The 17,107-nt window shown below is 72.4% G+C and carries 19 protein-coding genes; 12 read left to right on the top strand and 7 right to left on the bottom strand.

Annotated elements, in window-relative coordinates; all coding sequences use genetic code 11:
• Positions 1-45: 45 nt before the first annotated feature.
• Positions 46-888: a transglutaminase-like domain-containing protein gene (locus tag ABZ877_RS05275; RefSeq protein ID WP_361064593.1), complete on the bottom strand. Its 843-nt coding sequence runs from the start codon at positions 886-888 to the stop codon at positions 46-48.
• Positions 889-905: 17 nt separating this feature from the next.
• On the bottom strand, positions 906-1,952 hold the full coding sequence (locus tag ABZ877_RS05270; protein WP_361064590.1) for a GNAT family N-acetyltransferase: 1,047 nt from the start codon (positions 1,950-1,952) through the stop codon (positions 906-908).
• A gap of 140 nt (positions 1,953-2,092) precedes the next feature.
• Here ABZ877_RS05270 and fdxA point away from each other — a divergent pair, with 140 nt between their 5' ends.
• Positions 2,093-2,413, top strand: a complete 321-nt coding sequence (gene fdxA, locus ABZ877_RS05265) for a ferredoxin (RefSeq protein ID WP_111666449.1) — start codon at positions 2,093-2,095, stop codon at positions 2,411-2,413.
• A 135-nt stretch (positions 2,414-2,548) separates the two neighbouring features.
• Positions 2,549-3,652: a bifunctional succinyldiaminopimelate transaminase/glutamate-prephenate aminotransferase gene (locus ABZ877_RS05260; protein WP_361064586.1), complete on the top strand. Its 1,104-nt coding sequence runs from the start codon at positions 2,549-2,551 to the stop codon at positions 3,650-3,652.
• A 69-nt stretch (positions 3,653-3,721) separates the two neighbouring features.
• Here the strand turns inward: ABZ877_RS05260 and ABZ877_RS05255 are convergent, their stop codons facing one another.
• Positions 3,722-4,168 (bottom strand): ATP-binding protein, encoded by a 447-nt coding sequence (locus ABZ877_RS05255; protein ID WP_361064583.1) that lies wholly within the window; start codon positions 4,166-4,168, stop codon positions 3,722-3,724.
• 382 nt (positions 4,169-4,550) lie between these two features.
• Between ABZ877_RS05255 and dapE the strand changes: the two genes are divergently transcribed.
• Positions 4,551-5,630: a succinyl-diaminopimelate desuccinylase gene (gene dapE, locus ABZ877_RS05250; protein ID WP_361064580.1), complete on the top strand. Its 1,080-nt coding sequence runs from the start codon at positions 4,551-4,553 to the stop codon at positions 5,628-5,630.
• Between the two features lie 93 nt (positions 5,631-5,723).
• Positions 5,724-6,473 carry a TIGR00730 family Rossman fold protein gene (locus ABZ877_RS05245; RefSeq protein ID WP_361064577.1) on the top strand — a complete coding sequence of 250 codons (750 nt, stop codon included), beginning with the start codon at positions 5,724-5,726 and terminating at the stop codon, positions 6,471-6,473.
• 16 nt (positions 6,474-6,489) lie between these two features.
• Here the strand turns inward: ABZ877_RS05245 and folP are convergent, their stop codons facing one another.
• A complete protein-coding gene (gene folP / locus ABZ877_RS05240; protein WP_361064574.1) occupies positions 6,490-7,350 on the bottom strand; it encodes a dihydropteroate synthase in 861 nt (286 codons plus the stop codon).
• 137 nt (positions 7,351-7,487) lie between these two features.
• On the opposite strand from folP, the gene ABZ877_RS05235 reads away from it, so the two are divergent.
• Both ABZ877_RS05235 and ABZ877_RS05230 read left to right on the top strand, forming a co-directional pair.
• Positions 7,488-7,886: a DivIVA domain-containing protein gene (locus tag ABZ877_RS05235; protein ID WP_361064571.1), complete on the top strand. Its 399-nt coding sequence runs from the start codon at positions 7,488-7,490 to the stop codon at positions 7,884-7,886.
• Complete coding sequence (locus ABZ877_RS05230) at positions 7,883-8,476, top strand: DNA-3-methyladenine glycosylase I (RefSeq protein ID WP_361064568.1); 594 nt, start codon at positions 7,883-7,885, stop codon at positions 8,474-8,476. The genes ABZ877_RS05235 and ABZ877_RS05230 overlap by 4 nt, the downstream gene beginning before the upstream one ends.
• Positions 8,477-8,483: 7 nt before the next feature.
• On the opposite strand, the gene ABZ877_RS05225 is transcribed toward ABZ877_RS05230, so the two are convergent.
• Positions 8,484-9,287 (bottom strand): enoyl-CoA hydratase-related protein, encoded by an 804-nt coding sequence (locus tag ABZ877_RS05225; protein ID WP_361064565.1) that lies wholly within the window; start codon positions 9,285-9,287, stop codon positions 8,484-8,486.
• Positions 9,288-9,621: 334 nt separating this feature from the next.
• On the opposite strand from ABZ877_RS05225, the gene ABZ877_RS05220 reads away from it, so the two are divergent.
• On the top strand, positions 9,622-9,789 hold the full coding sequence (locus tag ABZ877_RS05220) for a DUF3117 domain-containing protein (RefSeq protein WP_003966491.1): 168 nt from the start codon (positions 9,622-9,624) through the stop codon (positions 9,787-9,789).
• 90 nt (positions 9,790-9,879) lie between these two features.
• On the opposite strand, the gene ABZ877_RS05215 is transcribed toward ABZ877_RS05220, so the two are convergent.
• Positions 9,880-10,512 (bottom strand): O-methyltransferase, encoded by a 633-nt coding sequence (locus ABZ877_RS05215; protein WP_361064780.1) that lies wholly within the window; start codon positions 10,510-10,512, stop codon positions 9,880-9,882.
• Between the two features lie 261 nt (positions 10,513-10,773).
• On the opposite strand from ABZ877_RS05215, the gene sigE reads away from it, so the two are divergent.
• The 5 genes from sigE (at position 10,774) to ABZ877_RS05190 (ending at position 15,878) form a co-directional block, all read left to right on the top strand.
• A complete protein-coding gene (sigE, locus tag ABZ877_RS05210; RefSeq protein ID WP_361064562.1) occupies positions 10,774-11,553 on the top strand; it encodes an RNA polymerase sigma factor SigE in 780 nt (259 codons plus the stop codon).
• Positions 11,550-12,500 (top strand): zf-HC2 domain-containing protein, encoded by a 951-nt coding sequence (locus ABZ877_RS05205; RefSeq protein WP_361064559.1) that lies wholly within the window; start codon positions 11,550-11,552, stop codon positions 12,498-12,500. The genes sigE and ABZ877_RS05205 overlap by 4 nt, the downstream gene beginning before the upstream one ends.
• 94 nt (positions 12,501-12,594) lie before the next feature.
• On the top strand, positions 12,595-14,451 hold the full coding sequence (locus tag ABZ877_RS05200; RefSeq protein ID WP_361064556.1) for a trypsin-like peptidase domain-containing protein: 1,857 nt from the start codon (positions 12,595-12,597) through the stop codon (positions 14,449-14,451).
• A gap of 170 nt (positions 14,452-14,621) precedes the next feature.
• Positions 14,622-15,086: a sec-independent translocase gene (locus ABZ877_RS05195; RefSeq protein WP_361064553.1), complete on the top strand. Its 465-nt coding sequence runs from the start codon at positions 14,622-14,624 to the stop codon at positions 15,084-15,086.
• A 135-nt stretch (positions 15,087-15,221) separates the two neighbouring features.
• A complete protein-coding gene (locus ABZ877_RS05190) occupies positions 15,222-15,878 on the top strand; it encodes a hypothetical protein (RefSeq protein WP_361064550.1) in 657 nt (218 codons plus the stop codon).
• A gap of 84 nt (positions 15,879-15,962) precedes the next feature.
• On the opposite strand, the gene ABZ877_RS05185 is transcribed toward ABZ877_RS05190, so the two are convergent.
• On the bottom strand, positions 15,963-17,096 hold the full coding sequence (locus ABZ877_RS05185) for an Mrp/NBP35 family ATP-binding protein (RefSeq protein WP_361064547.1): 1,134 nt from the start codon (positions 17,094-17,096) through the stop codon (positions 15,963-15,965).
• Positions 17,097-17,107: the final 11 nt, after the last annotated feature.

Below are 17,107 nucleotides of genomic sequence, written 5' to 3'. Positions count from 1 at the left end.
GCAACCACAACCACCCGCACCCGAAAGCGCACCGCACCGCACCGCCTAGTTCAACATCGCCCGAGCCGCCCGAGCCTGCCCCCGCACCCGCTCCGCGGCCCCCGCGTCCACCGCCTCCACGACCTCCGCGTACGCCTCCAGCTCCACGGCCCCGGCCACGAACTCCCCCCGCTGCACGAGCAACTGCGCCCGCTCGTACCGCAGCCGCGCCGGATGCGACGGCAGCAGCAGGGACAGCTCCAGCGCCCACAGCGCGACCTCGGACCGCTCGGGCCGGGTCGCCGCCCACGCCCGGATGTTGTTGAGGATGCGCAGCACGACCTCCAGCGGCGCGACGGGCCGCAGCATCGACGGGTCGAGCGGCGCCCCCGTCGCCCCGGCGACGAGCAGCTCCGCGTCGGACCCGGTCAGCACCCTCCCGGCGCCGAACGGATCGGCGAGGATCTGCTCCTCCGGGTCGCCGAACCCGACGACGAAGTGGCCGGGCAGCGCGACCCCGTAGACCGGGGCACCGGCCCGCCGAGCGACCTCCATCCACACGACCGACAGCAGGATGGGCAGCCCGCGCCGACGCCGTACGACCTCGTGCAGGAGGGACGACTCCAGACGCTGGTAGTCGGCGGCCGAGCCGTGGAAGCCGAGCCGTTCGCCGAGCAGGTCGGCGAGGGCGGTGGCCCAGGAGCGCGGGCCGCCCGGCCGGAACGGCAACTGCCCGGCGAGCGCGTCGAGTTCGACCTGGACGGCGTCCATGCCGGCCTCGTCGAGCGCGCCGTCCCCCTCCGCGGCGAGCAGCAGGCACAAGTGCGCGAGGTCGGGCCGCTCGGCTCTGGCCTCCTCGGCGAACCGGCGCCGTAGCTCGGCGGAGCGGGGGGACAAGTGGGGGGACATACGAGCCTCGTGCCCTCTCAGACCGATCGATTAGCGCGCTCGGCGCTCCCGGCGACGGGGCTCCGGACGCCGCGCTCCGGAGCACGGTAGTGGTGATAGGCGTGGTGTGTGGCGAAACCCAGGCGGTCGTAGAGCGCGCGGGCCCCTTCGTTGTCGGCCTCGACCTGGAGCCAGGCGGCCGACGCGCCCTCGTCGAGCGCGCGGCGCGCGAGCGCCGCCATGACGGCCGAGGCGAGCCCCTGGCGCCGCAGGGCGGGGTCGACCTCGACGGCGGCGAACCCGGCCCACCGCCCGTCGACCACGCACCGCCCGATCGCCGCGGGCACCGCGCCGTCGCCGGGCACGGTGGCGAACCACACGGACGGCCCGGCGCGCAGCACCCGCAGCGCGACCTCGCTCGCGCCCTTGCGCTGGTACCGCCCGAGCCACGCCTCGTCCGGCTCCCGGCTCAGCGTGACGGGCCGGCCCTCCGCCGCGTCGCCGATGGGCGCGAGCGCCGCGATCCGCGTCTCGGCGCTGACCTCCCGCACCCAGCCGCGGGCTTCCAGTTCGGCGCAGAGCATCTCCTGCGTCCCGGCGGCCCCGGTCGCGGTCTGCGCGTAGGCGGGCAGGCCACGGGCCGCGTACCAGTCCCGTACGCGCTCCAGGGCGTCGTCGAGCGGCACGCCCGGGTCGCCCACCGGCAGGACGGAGTTGGCGCGCCGCGTGAACCCCTGAGCGGCCCTCAGCTCCCACTCGCCGAGCCGCTCGCTCTCGACCGGCCGCCACGCGCGCGAGGCGACGTGCGCCAGCTCCGGATACGTGGCCGAGGGCCCGCGGCGCCTGGCCGGTTCGGCGGGCACGACCTTGCCCGCGACCAGCGTGGCCGCGTCCACGGCCACCTGTTCGCCGGAGCGGCGTGTGATGAGCAGCACACCGTCGTCCCACGATGTGAGAACCCCGACCGTGTCGGTGAACTTCCGACCCGCGGGCCCCTCCTCGCTCACCCGTCGCACGGACACGCGTTTTCCCACGTCAGCGCGGGTCAGGCGAACGGCAAGCCGTCCGCTCGCAGTGAATTCCACAGCTCGGTCCACCCCTCCTGTTCGGATCATGGCCGGGAACGGAGATACTAGGGGCGGGCATCGACGACGCCGCGCTCCCGCGCGCCAGGCGGCGGAGCCTGTGGAGGCCCGCCAGCGCCCTATCGAGGAGGAACGACAGCGTGACCTACGTCATCGCGCAGCCTTGTGTCGACGTCAAGGACAAGGCGTGCATCGAGGAGTGCCCGGTCGACTGCATCTACGAGGGCTCCCGGTCCTTGTACATCCACCCGGACGAATGCGTCGACTGTGGTGCCTGTGAGCCGGTCTGCCCGGTCGAGGCGATCTTCTACGAGGACGACACTCCGGAGGAGTGGAAGGACTACTACAAGGCGAACGTCGAGTTCTTCGACGAGCTCGGCTCGCCCGGTGGTGCCTCGAAGATGGGTCTCATCGAGAAGGACCACCCGTTCATCGCCGCTCTGCCGCCGCAGAACCAGTAGCAGAAGCAGTCACCGCGTCCAGCGGTACGCACAGGCGCTGCCCCGGTCCCGTACGGCTCGACTGCCGTACGGGACCGAGGCGTTTGTCCGCCCGCCCGTCCAGGGCGCCCTACGCAAGAGAAGTGAGCTGACCTGGTGTCCGCAGTCCCCGCCCCTGTCGACCGCCTCCCCACCTTCCCCTGGGACAAGCTGGAGCCGTACAAGAAGACGGCCGCGGCGCACCCGGACGGCCTGGTCGACCTGTCGGTCGGCACCCCCGTGGACCCGGTCCCCGAGCTGATCCAGAAGGCGCTCACGGACGCGGCGGACTCACCGGGCTACCCGACGGTGTGGGGCACCCCGGAGCTGCGGGACGCGCTGGTCGGCTGGTGCGAGCGGCGCCTGGGCGCCCGCGGCCTCGGCCACACGAACGTGCTGCCGGTCGTCGGCTCCAAGGAGCTGGTGGCCTGGCTGCCGACCCAGCTCGGCCTCGGCCCGGGCGACAAGGTCGCCTACCCGCGTCTCGCCTACCCCACCTACGAGGTGGGCGCCCGTCTGGCCCGCGCCGACCACGTCGCCTACGACGACCCGACCGAGCTGGACCCGGCGGGTCTGAAGCTGCTCTGGCTCAACTCCCCGTCGAACCCGACGGGCCGGGTGCTCTCCAAGGAGGAGCTGACCCGCATCGTCGCCTGGGCGCGCGAGCACTCGGTCCTGGTCTTCTCCGATGAGTGCTACATCGAGCTGGGCTGGGAGGCCGACCCGGTCTCGGTCCTCGACCCGGAGGTCAACGGCGGCTCGCTGGACGGCCTGGTCACCGTCCACTCGCTGTCCAAGCGGTCGAACCTGGCGGGGTACCGGGCCGCGTTCCTCGCCGGTGACGCGGCCGTCCTGGGCGATCTGCTCCAGATCCGCAAGCACGGCGGCATGATGACCTCGGCGCCGACCCAGGCGGCGGTCGTGGCGGCGCTCGGCGACGAGGCCCACGTCCACGAGCAGCGCGCCCGGTACGCGGCCCGCCGCGAGCTGCTGCGCGAGGCGCTGCTCCGGCACGGCTTCCGCATCGAGCACAGCGAGGCGAGCCTGTACCTGTGGGCGACCCGCGACGAGTCCTGCTGGGACACCGTCGCGCACCTAGCGGACCTCGGCATCCTGGTCGCGCCCGGCGACTTCTACGGCGAGGCGGGCGAGCGGTTCGTGCGCGTGGCCCTGACCGCGTCGGACGAGCGAATCCGGGCGGCCGTCGCCCGCCTGGCCTGACAGCGAGAACGGGGGTGCGAGGAGCGTCGCGCTCCTCGCACCCCCGTGGTCACCGACGACCCGCGGTGATCAGCCCAGCGGAAGCTGGTCGGTGGGCAGCCCGCCGGAGAGCGGGAGGCCGCCCTTGGTGAGGGAGTCGGTGGGCAGACCGCCGTCCGTCACCGAACCGGCCGTCTTCCCGACCGTGTCACCGGCGCTGCCGGCCAGGTCGCCCGCGGCCTTCTGCGCGACCGGGGTGGTGGTCTTGGCGGTCTTGCCGACCGTCTTGCCCGCTTCGGGCACGGCCGTCTGCACGGCCTCGCCGCCGGCGTGGCCCGCGAGGTTGCTGACGTGCCGGCTCGCGCCGTCCACGGTGTTGCCCAGGTTCGCGCCGTCCAGCGCGGTGACACCGCCGAGGTCGGGCGTGGCCGGGAGTTCGGCAGCGCTTGCGGAGCCGGCCGCACCGACCACGGGTGCCGCTCCCGCCGCTACGAGCAGCGCGACGCGGGCGATCCGGCGGGTCAGGGGGAGGGACATGGTGCTCCTTAGACGGGAGAGAGGATTTTCCGTCCGGCTGCCGTGCGGCGGCCGGACGTCGTGACAACAGGCCCAGGGCCCCGGAAGGTTGCGGGTCGGCAACGCAAAGGGTTGGTAATGCGTCGCATAATCGGCTGCGGATAAAAACGGGCAAAAGTCGTGTGTGCCGCGGCGCTCCCGGAGCGCTGAAGAACCCTTACGCCCCTGTAAACACAAGGGAAGCGCGGGACGGCCCGCGCGGCGGCCGAAGCGTTTTGCCGCAGGGGTGCCGACCATGCCGGGTGTACTTCGATCGAGTGGCCGCTCGCACGGATGACCAGGGAGAATTCGGACACCAGAAGTCGCTCCGTACCCCGCATGGCCGGGCGATAGGGTCAACACCATGGACCGCACCTCACTCGACCTCACACAGGACGCCGCCCTCCTCACCGCCCAACTGGTCGACTTCCCCTCGCCCAGCGGCAGCGAGAAAGAGCTCGCGGACGCCATCGAGGCGGCCCTGCGCCCCCTGCCGCACCTCACGGTCGACCGCCACGGCAACAACGTCGTGGCACGCACGCACCTGGGCCGCGCCGAGCGGGTCGTCCTCGCGGGCCACATCGACACGGTCCCGATCGCGGACAACGTGCCCTCGCGCCTGGACGCCGACGGCATCCTGTGGGGCTGCGGCACGAGCGACATGAAGTCCGGCGTCGCGGTCCAGCTCCGGATCGCGCGGACGGTCACCGAGCCCAACCGCGACCTCACGTTCGTCTTCTACGACAACGAGGAGGTCGCCGCCCATCTGAACGGCCTCGGGCACGTCGCCGACGCCCACCCGGACTGGCTGACGGGCGACTTCGCGATCCTCCTGGAGCCCACCGAGGGCCTGGTCGAGGGCGGCTGCCAGGGCACCCTGCGCGTCATCCTCAAGGTGAAGGGCGAGCGGGCCCACTCCGCGCGCGCGTGGAGGGGCCACAACGCCATCCACGCCGCCGCCCCGATCCTGGAGCGCCTGGCCGCCTACGAGCCGCGCAGGCCGGTCGTCGACGGCCTGGAGTTCCACGAGGGCCTCAACGCCGTGGGGATCGAGGGCTTCGTCGCCACGAACGTCATCCCGGACGCCTGCGCCGTCACGGTCAACTTCCGGTACGCGCCCGACCGCTCCATGGCGGAGGCCGAGCAGTTCGTGCGCGACTTCTTCGGCGGCTGCCCGATCGAGGAGTTCGTCGTCGACGACCACACGGGCGGCGCCCGGCCCGGCCTCACCCACCCCGCTGCCGCCGCCTTCCTGGCCGCCGTGGGCGGTGAGCCGCGCCCCAAGTTCGGCTGGACGGACGTCTCCCGCTTCAGCGCCCTCGGCGTCCCGGCGGTCAACTACGGCCCCGGCGACCCGATGTACGCCCACAAGATCGACGAGCATGTCGACACGGCGCTGATCCTGGAGGCGGAGAAGCGCCTCGCCGCCTGGCTCACCGCCTGACGTCCGACACCCCGACGTCCCTCGCATGTAACCCGCGTAGACCTACCCTTGCTCTACGTGAGCGCGTGAAACCTGCGCATGGAGGGAGCGGACATGAGCAACCAGGAGGGCGAGCGGCGTCCCACGGAGCAGCGGACGGGGCCGGTGGTCCGCCGCCGCGACCAGGTGCAGCACGGGACGAGCGACCAGCGTCTGCTCGATTCGGAAGGACCCTCGGGCTGGGTGCACACCGACCCCTGGCGGGTCCTGCGCATCCAGTCGGAGTTCATCGAGGGCTTCGGCACACTCGCCGAACTGCCGCCCGCGATCAGCGTGTTCGGCTCCGCGCGCACCCCGGTGGACTCACCGGAGTACGCGGCGGGCGTCGCGATCGGCAAGGCGCTGGTGGAGGCCGGTTTCGCGGTCATCACGGGCGGCGGGCCCGGCGCCATGCAGGCCGCGAACCAGGGCGCCGTGGAGGCCAACGGCACCTCGGTCGGCCTGGGCATCGAGCTGCCCTTCGAACAGGGCCTCAATCCGTACGTCGACCTGGGCCTGAACTTCCGCTACTTCTTCGTGCGGAAGACGATGTTCGTGAAGTACGCGCAAGGGTTCGTGGTGCTGCCCGGCGGCCTCGGCACCCTGGACGAGCTGTTCGAGGCGCTCACCCTCGTCCAGACGACCAAGGTGACCCGCTTCCCGATCGTCCTCTTCGGCACGCAGTACTGGAGCGGCCTCGTGGAGTGGCTGAAGAACACGGTGATCGCCCAGGGCAAGGCGAGCGAGGCGGACCTGCTCCTCTTCCACGTCACCGACGACGTGGAGGAGGCGATCACGCTGGTCACCAAGGAGACCGGCAACTAGCCGCAGGTACTACCTGTCACGCGAGTCCCCGGCGGGCCACCGCCGGGGGCCTGTGCCCCGCGATCGACGCCACCATGTCGAGCACCTGCCGGGTCTCCGCGACCTCGTGCACGCGGTAGACCTGCGCCCCCAGCCACGCGGAGACCGCCGTGGTCGCGAGCGTCCCGATGACGCGCTCCTTGACGGGCTTGTCGAGCGTCTCGCCGACGAAGTCCTTGTTGGACAGCGAGACGAGCACCGGCCAGCCGGTCTCCACCATCTCCGGCAGCCGCCGCGTCGCCTCCAGGGAGTGGCGCGTGTTCTTGCCGAAGTCGTGCCCCGGGTCGATGAGGACGGACTCACGGGGCACCCCGAGCGCGACGGCCCGCTCCGCGTAGGAGACCGTCACGTCGAGGATGTCGGCCATCACGTCGTCGTACGTGACACGGTGCGGGCGCGTACGGGGCTCGGCGCCGCCCGCGTGCGTGCAGACGATGCCCACCTGGTGGCGGGCCGCGACCTCGGCGAGCTTCGGGTCGACCCCGCCCCACGCGTCGTTGAGCAGGTCCGCGCCCGCCTCGCACACGGCCTCGCCGACCTCGTGGCGCCAGGTGTCCACGCTGATGATCACGGACGGGAAGCGGCGCCGTACCTCGGCCACGAACCCGACGGTGCGCCGCGCCTCCTCCTCGGCGTCGACGTGCTCGCCGGGGCCCGCCTTCACCCCGCCGATGTCGACGATCGCGGCGCCCTCGGCCACCGCCTGCTCGACGCGGGCCAGCGCCGGCTCGTCCTGGAACGTGGCGCCCTGGTCGTAGAAGGAGTCCGGGGTACGGTTCACGATCGCCATGATCACCGGCTCGTGCGCGTCGAACTCGCGCCCGCCAAGCCTGAGCATCCCTGTGACTCTCCTCTGGATCACGCTTCCACGGTCGCCTGCGACCTTAACCGTCGGTGCGGCATGGCACGATCGGAGCCTGAAGGTTCCGGGTCGTGTGCGCACACCGGCCCGGTCGAGCCCAGGGGACGGCAGCGATGGTCATGTTCTTGTTTCTGGTCGCCGCGCTCGTCGTGGTGGTCGCGGCGGTGACGCTCGCGGTCCTCGGCGGGGGGGACGGGGGCGCCCTGCCCGAGGAACCGCCCCAGTTCTACGCCGACCCGCTGCCCCAGGACCGCCCGCTGGCCCGCGCCGACGTCGAGGAGCTGCGCCTTCCCGTGGCTGTGCGCGGCTACCGCATGGCCGAGGTCGACGACGCGCTGAACCGCCTCGGGGCGGAGCTGGCCGAGCGTGACGCCCGTATCTCCGAGCTGGAGTCCGCCCTCGCCGCCGCGCACGCGCGGGCGGGGCGCCCCGCCGACCAGGGGCCGGGGCACGGCCTGGGCTTCGCGCCGCCCGGCGGCCACCAGAGCGAGACCGGGGAGGGTCTGAAGTGAGCGAGCCGACCAGCGGGGCGATCCCCGGCCCCGACGGCGCACCGCGCTGCCCCTGGGGCCTGTCGACGCCGGACTACATCACGTACCACGACGAGGAGTGGGGCCGCCCCGTCCACGGCGACGACGCGCTGTTCGAGCGGCTGTCCCTGGAGGCGTTCCAGTCGGGCCTGTCCTGGATCACGATCCTGCGCCGCCGCGAGACCTTCCGTACCGCCTTCTCCCACTTCAAGATCGCGGAGGTGGCGGCCTTCACGGACGCCGACCGCGAGCGCCTCCTCGCCGACCCCGGCATCATCCGCAACAAGGCGAAGGTCGACGCGACGCTCGCCAACGCGCGCGTGCTCGCCCACTGGGCCCCCGGCGAGCTGGACGAGCTGATCTGGTCCCACGCCCCGGACCCGGCCACACGCCCGGCGCCGCGGGCGCTGACCGACGTACCGGCGATCACCGACGAGTCGACGGCGCTGTCCAAGGCGCTCAAGAAGCGCGGCCTGCGCTTCGTCGGCCCGACGACGGCGTACGCGCTCATGCAGGCGTGCGGCCTGGTCAACGACCACCTGGCGGACTGCGTCGCCCGCACGCCCGCGTGAGTGCGGCTCAGCGCCCCAGGTAGTTCGGCTTCTCCTTGGCGATGAACGCCTGGACGGCGATGGCGTGGTCCTCGGACTCCCCGGCCCGCGTCTGCAGCTCGTCCTCCTTCTCCAGCGTCTCGTCCAGGGAGTGGTCCGCGCCGAAGGCCACCGACTCCTTGAGCGCGGCATAGGCGACGGTCGGCCCGGCGGCGAGCATGAGCGCCAGCTTGCGGGCCGTCTCCGCCAGTTCACCGGCGGGCACGATTCTGTGCACGGCGCCGATCTCGAACGCCTCCTGCGCCGAGATCGTGCGCGGGAACAGCAGCAGATCCATCGCGCGCCCCGGGCCGACGAGCCGCGGTAGCGTCCAGGAGACGCCGGAGTCCGCGGTCAGGGCGACGCCCGCGAACGAGGTGTTGAACGACGCCGTGTCCGCGACGATCCGGTAGTCCGCGCAGAGGGCGAAGCCGAACCCGGCGCCCGCCGCGACCCCGTTCACCGCGGCCACCACCGGCTTCGCCATCCCGGTCAGCGCCCGCACGATCGGGTTGTAGTGCTCCCGCACGGTGCTCATGGTCTGCCCCGAGCCGGCCTTGCGGTCCTCGACCAGGGTCGTCACGTGCTCCTTGAGGTCCTGCCCGACGCAGAACGCGCGGTCCCCGGCCGCCGTGAGCAGCACCGCCCGCACCGCCTCGTCCGTGGCGGCCGCCTGCACCGCGTCGCGGAGGGCGACCTTGGCCTCGGTGTTCATCGCGTTCATCGCCTCGGGGCGGTTCAGCGTGATCGTCGCGAGCCCGTCGCTCACCTCGTAGAGCACGGTGTCGGCCATGACGCTCCTCCTGCGGTGCGGTCCACTATGCGGTTGCTCAGATGTCCGTGCTCAGCATGACGGAGATCTCGGCATGCGGAACGGCCCCGGTATGTGACCTGCGTCAAACAAATTCCTCACGGGACGGGCACGTGAGCGGCGCAGTATCGCAGCCACATCGCCGAAATGAGTGGTTTTGCTCAAGCGCGTTGCGCAAGCGATGCCGACCGATGTTGGTCATCGGGCTCCGCGATGCGGGATAATGGCCTGGAGCAATGTGTTCGATGCCGGTGACGTGTGCCCGTCCAGAGGGCCGTCGGCTGACGATGAGCTGGTTTCAGGAAGGGGAACGAGCATGGCGGCCATGAAGCCGCGGACGGGTGACGGCCCGCTCGAGGTGACAAAGGAGGGGCGGGGCATCGTCATGCGCGTTCCGCTCGAAGGCGGCGGTCGGCTCGTGGTCGAGCTGACGCCGGACGAGGCCGATGCCCTCGGCGACGCCCTGAAGAAGGTCGTCGGCTGACGCGGAAGCGACCATACCTTTTCGACTGCCCCGGCACACACTCGGTGCCGGGGCAGTCGTCTGTTGGACAACACCGATGGGCTACGCGTGTCAGCGCTTGACCGCGCAGAGCAGCCCGTCGCCGACCGGCAGCAGGGACGAGACGAGGTCAGGGCTCTCGCGCACGGCGCGCAACAGCTCCCGCAGCCGCACCACCTCCACCGGCTGCGGACCCGAGTCCACGGTCCGCCCGTCCGCGAAGACACCCTCGAAACAGACCAGACCGCCCGGGCGCAGCAGCCGCAACGATTCAGCGAGGTAGTCCAGGCTCTCCATGCGGTCGCCGTCGCAGAAGACCAGGTCGTAGCCGCTGTCCGCGAGGCGCGGCAGGACGTCGAGGGCGCGCCCGGGGATGAAGCGGGCCCGGTTCGCGGCGAAGCCGGCCGCGCGGAACGCCTGCCGGGCGAACTGCTGCTGCTCCGGCTCCGGGTCGACCGTCGTCAGGACGCCGTCGGGACGCATCCCGTGCAACAGGTGGATTCCGGACACCCCCGTGCCCGTACCGATCTCGGCGACGGCCTTCGCCTCCACCGTGGCGGCGAGCATCCGCAGCGCGGCACCCGCGCCGGGGGACACCGAGCGAAGACCTGCCTCGCGGGCCCGGTCACGGGCCCAGCGCACAGCGTCGTCCTCGGCGACAAAGGCGTCGGCGAACGCCCAGCTCGTCTGCCGGTTGCCGGTAATGGCCCTCTCCTGTCCCCGCTGTCCCCTGCATGGCCGTGTGCTCGTTCGCGCCTGCCCGTGCTTGCCTGCGCGTGACTTTATCCGTTGGCGCCGGGAACTCGCAGATGGGACCGGGCGTTTGGAAAGGGCGGGGGAAAAGAGCGGGGCGAAGCGGGGGGCAAGGCGAGAGTGACGGGCGGGAAACGGGCGAAACGGACGGCCGAGAGTCGACCGGCAAATCTGAGTAAAAACGCTTATCCGGAGCTAACGGGCGAGGTGGATATGGTAGGGGCTCCACTGGACACCACCAGAGCCGACAGGGGAGGTGCGGCTGCGCCTGTGGATCGGGGAGGGGTGCTGCGGCGCCTTCTCAGGTCGGCGGGTGAGCCGAAATCCGTGACCGACACCGCTGACCGATCCCGCGCCGCCGACTCCGCGCAGCAGACCGCGACCTTTGCCGCTGACGCGGAATCACAGGCGTGGACCCCGCCCACCTGGGAGGAGATCGTCAGCACGCACAGCGGCCGCGTCTACCGCCTCGCGTACCGCCTGACGGGCAATCAGCACGACGCCGAGGACCTCACGCAAGAGGTCTTCGTCCGTGTCTTCCGCTCCCTGTCGACCTACACGCCCGGCACGTTCGAGGGCTGGCTGCACCGCATCACCACCAACCTGTTCCTGGACATGGTCCGCCGCAAGCAGCGCATCCGCTTCGACGCCCTCGGGGACGACGCCGCCGAGCGGCTGCCCAGCCGCGAGCCGTCGCCGCAGCAGGTCTTCAACGACGCGCACTTCGACGCCGACGTCCAGCAGGCGCTCGACACCCTCGCGCCCGAGTTCCGCGCCGCCGTCGTCCTCTGCGACATCGAGGGCCTCTCCTACGAGGAGATCGCCGCGACCCTGGGCGTGAAGCTGGGCACGGTCCGCTCCCGCATCCACCGCGGCCGCTCCCAACTGCGCAAGGCGCTGCAGCACCGGTCGCCCGAGGCGCGCGCCGAGCGCCGCACGCTCGCGACCACGGGAGGGATCCCCGTCCTAGGAGCAGGGGGCGCGACCGCGTGAGTGGATCACGTCTCAACCCTGCCGAGCGCGGGCAGACCGCGGCCGACCAGCACCTCGGAGACCGGCTCGCCGCGCTGGTCGACGGTGAGCTGGACCATGACGCCCGCGAGCGTGTCCTCGCCCACCTGGCGACCTGTGCCAAATGCAAGGCCGAGGCCGACGCGCAGCGCCGCCTCAAGAGCGTCTTTGCCGAGGCGGCCCCGCCGCCGCCATCCGAGAGCTTCCTCGCCCGCCTCCAGGGGCTGCCCGCCGGAGGTGACAGCGACGGTGGGGCACCACCGTTCGGGGGAGGCGGCTTCGCCACCGGACGGGCCTTCGGCAGCGGACCCGGACTCGGGCTCGGGGGCGGCGTCTACGCCGTAGACCAGGAGCCGTTCGCCGGGCACGCCGCCGTGCTCCCCGGCTCCGGCCAGCGCGGGTTCCGCATCCACGAGGTCGGCCGCACCGAGCGGCACGACAGCGAGCGGGCCTCGCGCGGGCGCCGGTTCGCCTTCGCGGCGGCCGGGGCGGTGTCGCTCGCCGCGATCGCCCTCGGCGGGGTCACGGCCGGGGCCCCGCTCGACCGGCCCGACCCGCGCGGCAGCGGTGCCAACAGCAATGTCACGCCGTTGCGCAGCCAGGCGTCCGGCGCCGCGTCCGAGGCACAGCGCCGCCGGTCGCTCACACCGCTGCTCGGGCAGAGCGGGGGCGCCCTCGCGGCGCCGGTCGTTCCCGCGCGGGCCAGCGCGCCGCTGCTGCCCGGGGGCCGGGTGAACAGCGCGAGCTACCCGTTCGCGACGCCGCTGCTGTCCGGCGCGGCCCGGATGTCACCGCTGATACGCCCCGTCGCCCCCGCGCCGTCGCCTCCGGCGGCGGTCGCCCTGGAGCCCCGCCCGGCCCCCAGCGGCTCGGCCACGGCAGCGGCCTCCTCGCCGACGCTCTCCTCCCGGTCGTCCGCGGTCCGCTGACGCCCCCTGCGCCCGGGCCGCGGAACCTGGTTGAATCCACGGGAGGAGTCCGTGGCGGCGTGCCGCGGGCCAGGTGTGGGGAGAGCGGCGGGACATGGACGAGGGCAAGCCCACGAAGGCCAAGTGGTGGAGCCGCCCCCGACCGAACACGGGCGGCACAACAGAAGACGGCGACTGGCACCTTCCCGCTCCGCACCCGCCCGGCCCTTCCTCACCGGGGCCGGAAAGCACGGGTACGCCGGTTGCTGGGGGCGCGGATGCTTCGGCGCCGCCTGCTGGGGACCTGGCGGGGGCCGGGCGCGGTGCCGGTCCGGGGTATGGGTTGCCGCCATCCGTTGATTCTGGCGCTGACGCGGGGCAGGTAGGTGCTGGGGGCGGTGCCGCCCCGGGGCATGGGTCACCGTCGGCCCCGGGCACCTCCGCCGACCCCACCCCCGGATCAGCCCCCATGCCCCCCGCCCAAGCCTCCCCCCGCCCCCTCCACGACCCCGACCCCTACAGCACGCCGCCCTATGGTGAGCCCGGGCCCTGGGCGCCCGCGCCGCCTGTGCAGCATCCCGCGGGTACGCCGCCGCACGGCACGGCGTCGCCGTTCGACGCGCAGCACGGGGCCCACCCGGGCACCCCGGGCGAAACCTTGCAGCAGGCCCCCGCCCAGCCCTACGCGGCCGTGCCCGAGCAGCCTCACCTCGGCGAGGCACCCTCGTACCCGGCGCCCCAGGACCCCGCACACCAGCCCGCCCCGGACCCCTACGGAACCCCCGGAGGGCCCTGGCAGAGGTATGACCCGTGGGCCGGGCCCGTCGGGCTTTCGGGGAGCGGGGGGCTCGTCGGGGAGCGGCCGAGGCGGTCGCGGCGGGCGGTGGTGACGGGGGCCGTGCTGATCGCCGTGGTCTCCGGTGTCGTCGGCGGAGCCCTCGGCTCCTACCTGGAGCGGAACGGCGGGACCGACGTCGAGCTGCCGCAGGCCGGTGCCGAGTCCACGCACCGCGCCCCGGGCAGCGTCGCCGGGATCGCGGCCGCCGCGCTGCCCGGCGTGGTCACGATCCACACGAAGGGTTCGTCGGAGGAGGGCACCGGCACCGGGTTCGTGCTCGACGGGCGCGGGCACATCCTCACCAACAACCACGTGGTCCAGCCCGCCGGTTCCGGTGGTCGGATATCGGTCACTTTCGCCGGGGGCGAGAGCGCCGACGCCAAGGTGGTCGGGCACGACAGCGGCTACGACCTCGCCGTGATCAAGGTGTCGAACGTCCGCGGCCTCAAGCCGCTGCCCCTGGGCAACTCGGAGAACGTGCAGGTCGGCGACCCGGTCGTGGCGATAGGCGCGCCTTTCGACCTGGCCAACACGGTCACCTCGGGCATCATCAGCGCCAAGGACCGGCCCATCACGGCGGGCGGCGAGAAGGGCGACGGGACCGATGTGAGCTACGTCGACGCCCTCCAGACCGACGCGCCCATAAACCCGGGCAACTCCGGCGGCCCGCTCGTCGACTCCAGGGCCCGTGTCATCGGCATCAACAGCGCGATCCGTTCCGCCGACAGCAGCTCCGACCTCGACGGAGGCCAGTCCGGCTCGATCGGTCTGGGGTTCGCCATCCCGATCAACCAGGCGAAGCGCGTGGCCGAGGAGCTCATCAACACGGGCAGGGCCACGCACCCGGTGATCGGTGTCACCCTCGACATGGACTACTCGGGCGACGGCGCCCGCGTGGGCACGAAGGGCAACGACGGCGGCTCCGCCGTCAGCCCCGGCGGCCCGGGCGCCAGGGCGGGCATCAGGCCCGGCGATGTGATCACGGAGGTCGACGGCGTCCGGGTGCACACCGGCGAGGAGCTGATCGTCAAGATCCGCGCCCACCGCCCGAAGGACGAGCTGGCCCTGACGGTCGAACGCGGCGGGACGGAACGGAAGGTGTCCCTCGTCCTCGGCTCGGCGGACGGCGACTGACCGCGCACCGGCCACCGCGGGGAGACCCGGCGTGATCCTCCCCGTAGCCCGGTGGCTACCGGACGGACAGCATGGCCGGGTACCGTGGAGCCGGTCCGTTCGATGCCGGACCAGCCGAAGACCTGCTGCTTGAGACCGACCGCGGGCCGAGGACACGCTAGGAGTGCAAGGTGTTCAACGACATTGGCCCACTGGAGGTCGTGACGCTCGTCGTGCTGGCCGTCCTCGTCTTCGGCCCCGACAAGCTCCCGAAGCTCATCCAGGACGTCTCGCGCACCATACGCAAGATCCGTGAGTTCTCGGACAGCGCGAAGCAGGACATCCGCAACGAGCTGGGCCCGGAGTTCAAGGACTTCGAGTTCGAGGACCTGAACCCGAAGACGTTCATCCGCAAGCAGCTGGACAGCGACGAGCTGGGTCTCAAGGAGATCCGCAACGGGTTCGACCTGAAGAAGGAGATGGCCGAGGTCACCGACGCGGTGCACACCGTCGGTGAGCTGGAGGACTCCGCCCCGCCGGTCTCCTCCGGCGCGAACGGCTCCCGCGTGGACATGCGCAAGGGCCCCGACCTGGAGAAGCGCCCCGCGAAGCCTGCCGCCGACGACCGTCCGCCGTTCGACGCCGACGCGACCTGAACCGGACCGGTCGAAGCCGGGCCCCCTGGACCCGGTGTGGCATCCTGCCTTGTTGTTGCGCGGACCGGACGTGAGACACGCCCGAGGGGGGCGGTCCGCTCCGGTCCGTACGGAAGCGAGGAGGCGGCCGGGTACATGGAGACGACGAGTCGGGTGGGCGCGCAGGCGCCGGACACCGAGGGGGCCGAGGACGCCCCCGCGGCCCGGCGCACGGTCGACGGCTACCTGCTGGCGCCCTTCCCCTGGTACGGCCTGGACGAGGCCTTCACGGGACCGCGCTGGCTGATGCAGGTCGGCATGGCGGCGGACGGGTCCGTCGAGCACGGTTCGATCGGGCACGGTGAGGAGCCCTCGGTCCGCAGCGAGAGCACGGAGGACACCGAGCGGTTCGCGGTCGTGGTGACCGTCGCCGCGCATCCGACGCGGCGCAGCGCCGACGGCACGGGCACCCTGGACGCCACGTCCGTCTCGTCCGCGGCCTGGCTCGCCGGGGTTGGACTGCTCTCGTACACGTGGCCGACGCAGATGGACCACACCCTGCGTGACGACTGGCTGGAGCAGCAGACGGAGACGGCCTGGGTGCTCGCGGACGACCTGGACTCCGCGGACTGGGCGACGCTGTCGCTGCCGGTGGACGGGGTGCCGACGCCGTTCCACTACCGCGAGTCCGAGTACGGCTGGGTGCTCGCCGGTTCGACGCCCGCGGGGGAGCACCTGGGCGCGTACGGGCGGGGGATGAGCGCGTACGGGCTCGCCTTCTCCGTGATCAAGGACATCTCGGCGCTCGCCTGACACGTGCACACGTGACGGTACGAGGAAGGGCGGGCCGCACCGGTTCAGGTGCGGCCCGCCCTTCCTCGCAGGCGCGGAGCGCGGTCAGAACTTGTTGCGCGGGGTGATCCCGAGCGACATGCCCGCGAGGCCGCGCTGGCGGCCGCCGAGCTTGCCCGCGATGGCGCGCAGCGCCGATCCGGCCGGGGAGTCGGGGTCGGTCAGGACCACCGGCTTGCCGTTGTCGCCGCCCTCGCGCAGGCGGACGTCGATCGGGATGGAGCCGAGGACCGGCACGGTCGCGCCGGTCGTCCTCGTCAGGCCGTCGGCGACGAGCTGGCCGCCGCCGGTGCCGAAGACGTCGACCATCTCGCCGCAGTGCGGGCAGGGCAGGCCCGACATGTTCTCGACGACGCCGACGATCTTCTGGTGGGTCTGTACGGCGATGGAGCCGGCCCGCTCGGCGACCTCGGCGGCGGCCTGCTGCGGGGTCGTCACGACGAGGATCTCGGCGTTCGGGACGAGCTGGGCGACGGAGATCGCGATGTCGCCGGTGCCGGGCGGCAGGTCGAGCAGGAGGACGTCGAGGTCGCCCCAGAAGACGTCCGCGAGGAACTGCTGGAGGGCGCGGTGGAGCATCGGGCCGCGCCACACCACCGGCGCGTTGCCCGGGGTGAACATGCCGATGGAGATGACCTTCACGCCGTTCGCCGACGGCGGCATGATCATGTTCTCGACCTGGGTGGGCTTGCCGTCGGCGCCGAGCATGCGCGGGACGCTGTGCCCGTAGATGTCGGCGTCGACGACGCCGACCTTCAGGCCGTCGGCGGCGAGCGCCGCCGCCAGGTTCACGGTCACGGAGGACTTGCCGACGCCGCCCTTGCCGGACGCGACCGCGTAGACCCGGGTCAGCGAGCCGGGCTTGGCGAAGGGGACCTCGCGCTCGGCGGTGCCGCCGCGCAGCGCGGCGGCCAGCTCCTTGCGCTGCTCGTCGCTCATCACGTCGAGGGTGACGTCCACGCGCGTGACGCCGTCGACGCGGCCGACGGCCTCCTTCACGTTCGTCTCGATCGTGGAGCGCATCGGGCAGCCGGAGACGGTCAGGTACACGGTGACCGCGACGGCTCCGTCCGCACCGATGTCCACCGATTTGACCATCCCCAGCTCGGTGATGGGTCGCTGGATCTCGGGGTCGTTCACTGTCGCGAGCGCCTCGCGCACCGCGTCTTCCGTAGCCATGTCCCCGATAG

The organism is Streptomyces sp. NPDC046939 (genome assembly GCF_040644575.1).
In the GTDB taxonomy this organism is placed as follows: Bacteria; Actinomycetota; Actinomycetes; order Streptomycetales; family Streptomycetaceae; genus Streptomyces.
This window is presented reverse-complemented; position numbering and strand designations above follow the sequence as displayed.

Coding starts and splice junctions, on each gene's coding strand:
- folP (WP_361064574.1), bottom strand. CDS start 7,350: ATGCTCAGGCTTGGCGGGCGCGAGTTCGACGCGCACGAGCCGGTGATC.
- ABZ877_RS05185 (WP_361064547.1), bottom strand. CDS start 17,096: ATGGCTACGGAAGACGCGGTGCGCGAGGCGCTCGCGACAGTGAACGAC.
- ABZ877_RS05220 (WP_003966491.1), top strand. CDS start 9,622: ATGGCGGCCATGAAGCCGCGGACGGGTGACGGCCCGCTCGAGGTGACA.
- ABZ877_RS05245 (WP_361064577.1), top strand. CDS start 5,724: ATGAGCAACCAGGAGGGCGAGCGGCGTCCCACGGAGCAGCGGACGGGG.
- ABZ877_RS05200 (WP_361064556.1), top strand. CDS start 12,595: ATGGACGAGGGCAAGCCCACGAAGGCCAAGTGGTGGAGCCGCCCCCGA.
- ABZ877_RS05225 (WP_361064565.1), bottom strand. CDS start 9,287: ATGGCCGACACCGTGCTCTACGAGGTGAGCGACGGGCTCGCGACGATC.
- ABZ877_RS05275 (WP_361064593.1), bottom strand. CDS start 888: ATGTCCCCCCACTTGTCCCCCCGCTCCGCCGAGCTACGGCGCCGGTTC.
- ABZ877_RS05190 (WP_361064550.1), top strand. CDS start 15,222: ATGGAGACGACGAGTCGGGTGGGCGCGCAGGCGCCGGACACCGAGGGG.
- ABZ877_RS05235 (WP_361064571.1), top strand. CDS start 7,488: ATGGTCATGTTCTTGTTTCTGGTCGCCGCGCTCGTCGTGGTGGTCGCG.
- sigE (WP_361064562.1), top strand. CDS start 10,774: ATGGTAGGGGCTCCACTGGACACCACCAGAGCCGACAGGGGAGGTGCG.
- ABZ877_RS05255 (WP_361064583.1), bottom strand. CDS start 4,168: ATGTCCCTCCCCCTGACCCGCCGGATCGCCCGCGTCGCGCTGCTCGTA.
- dapE (WP_361064580.1), top strand. CDS start 4,551: ATGGACCGCACCTCACTCGACCTCACACAGGACGCCGCCCTCCTCACC.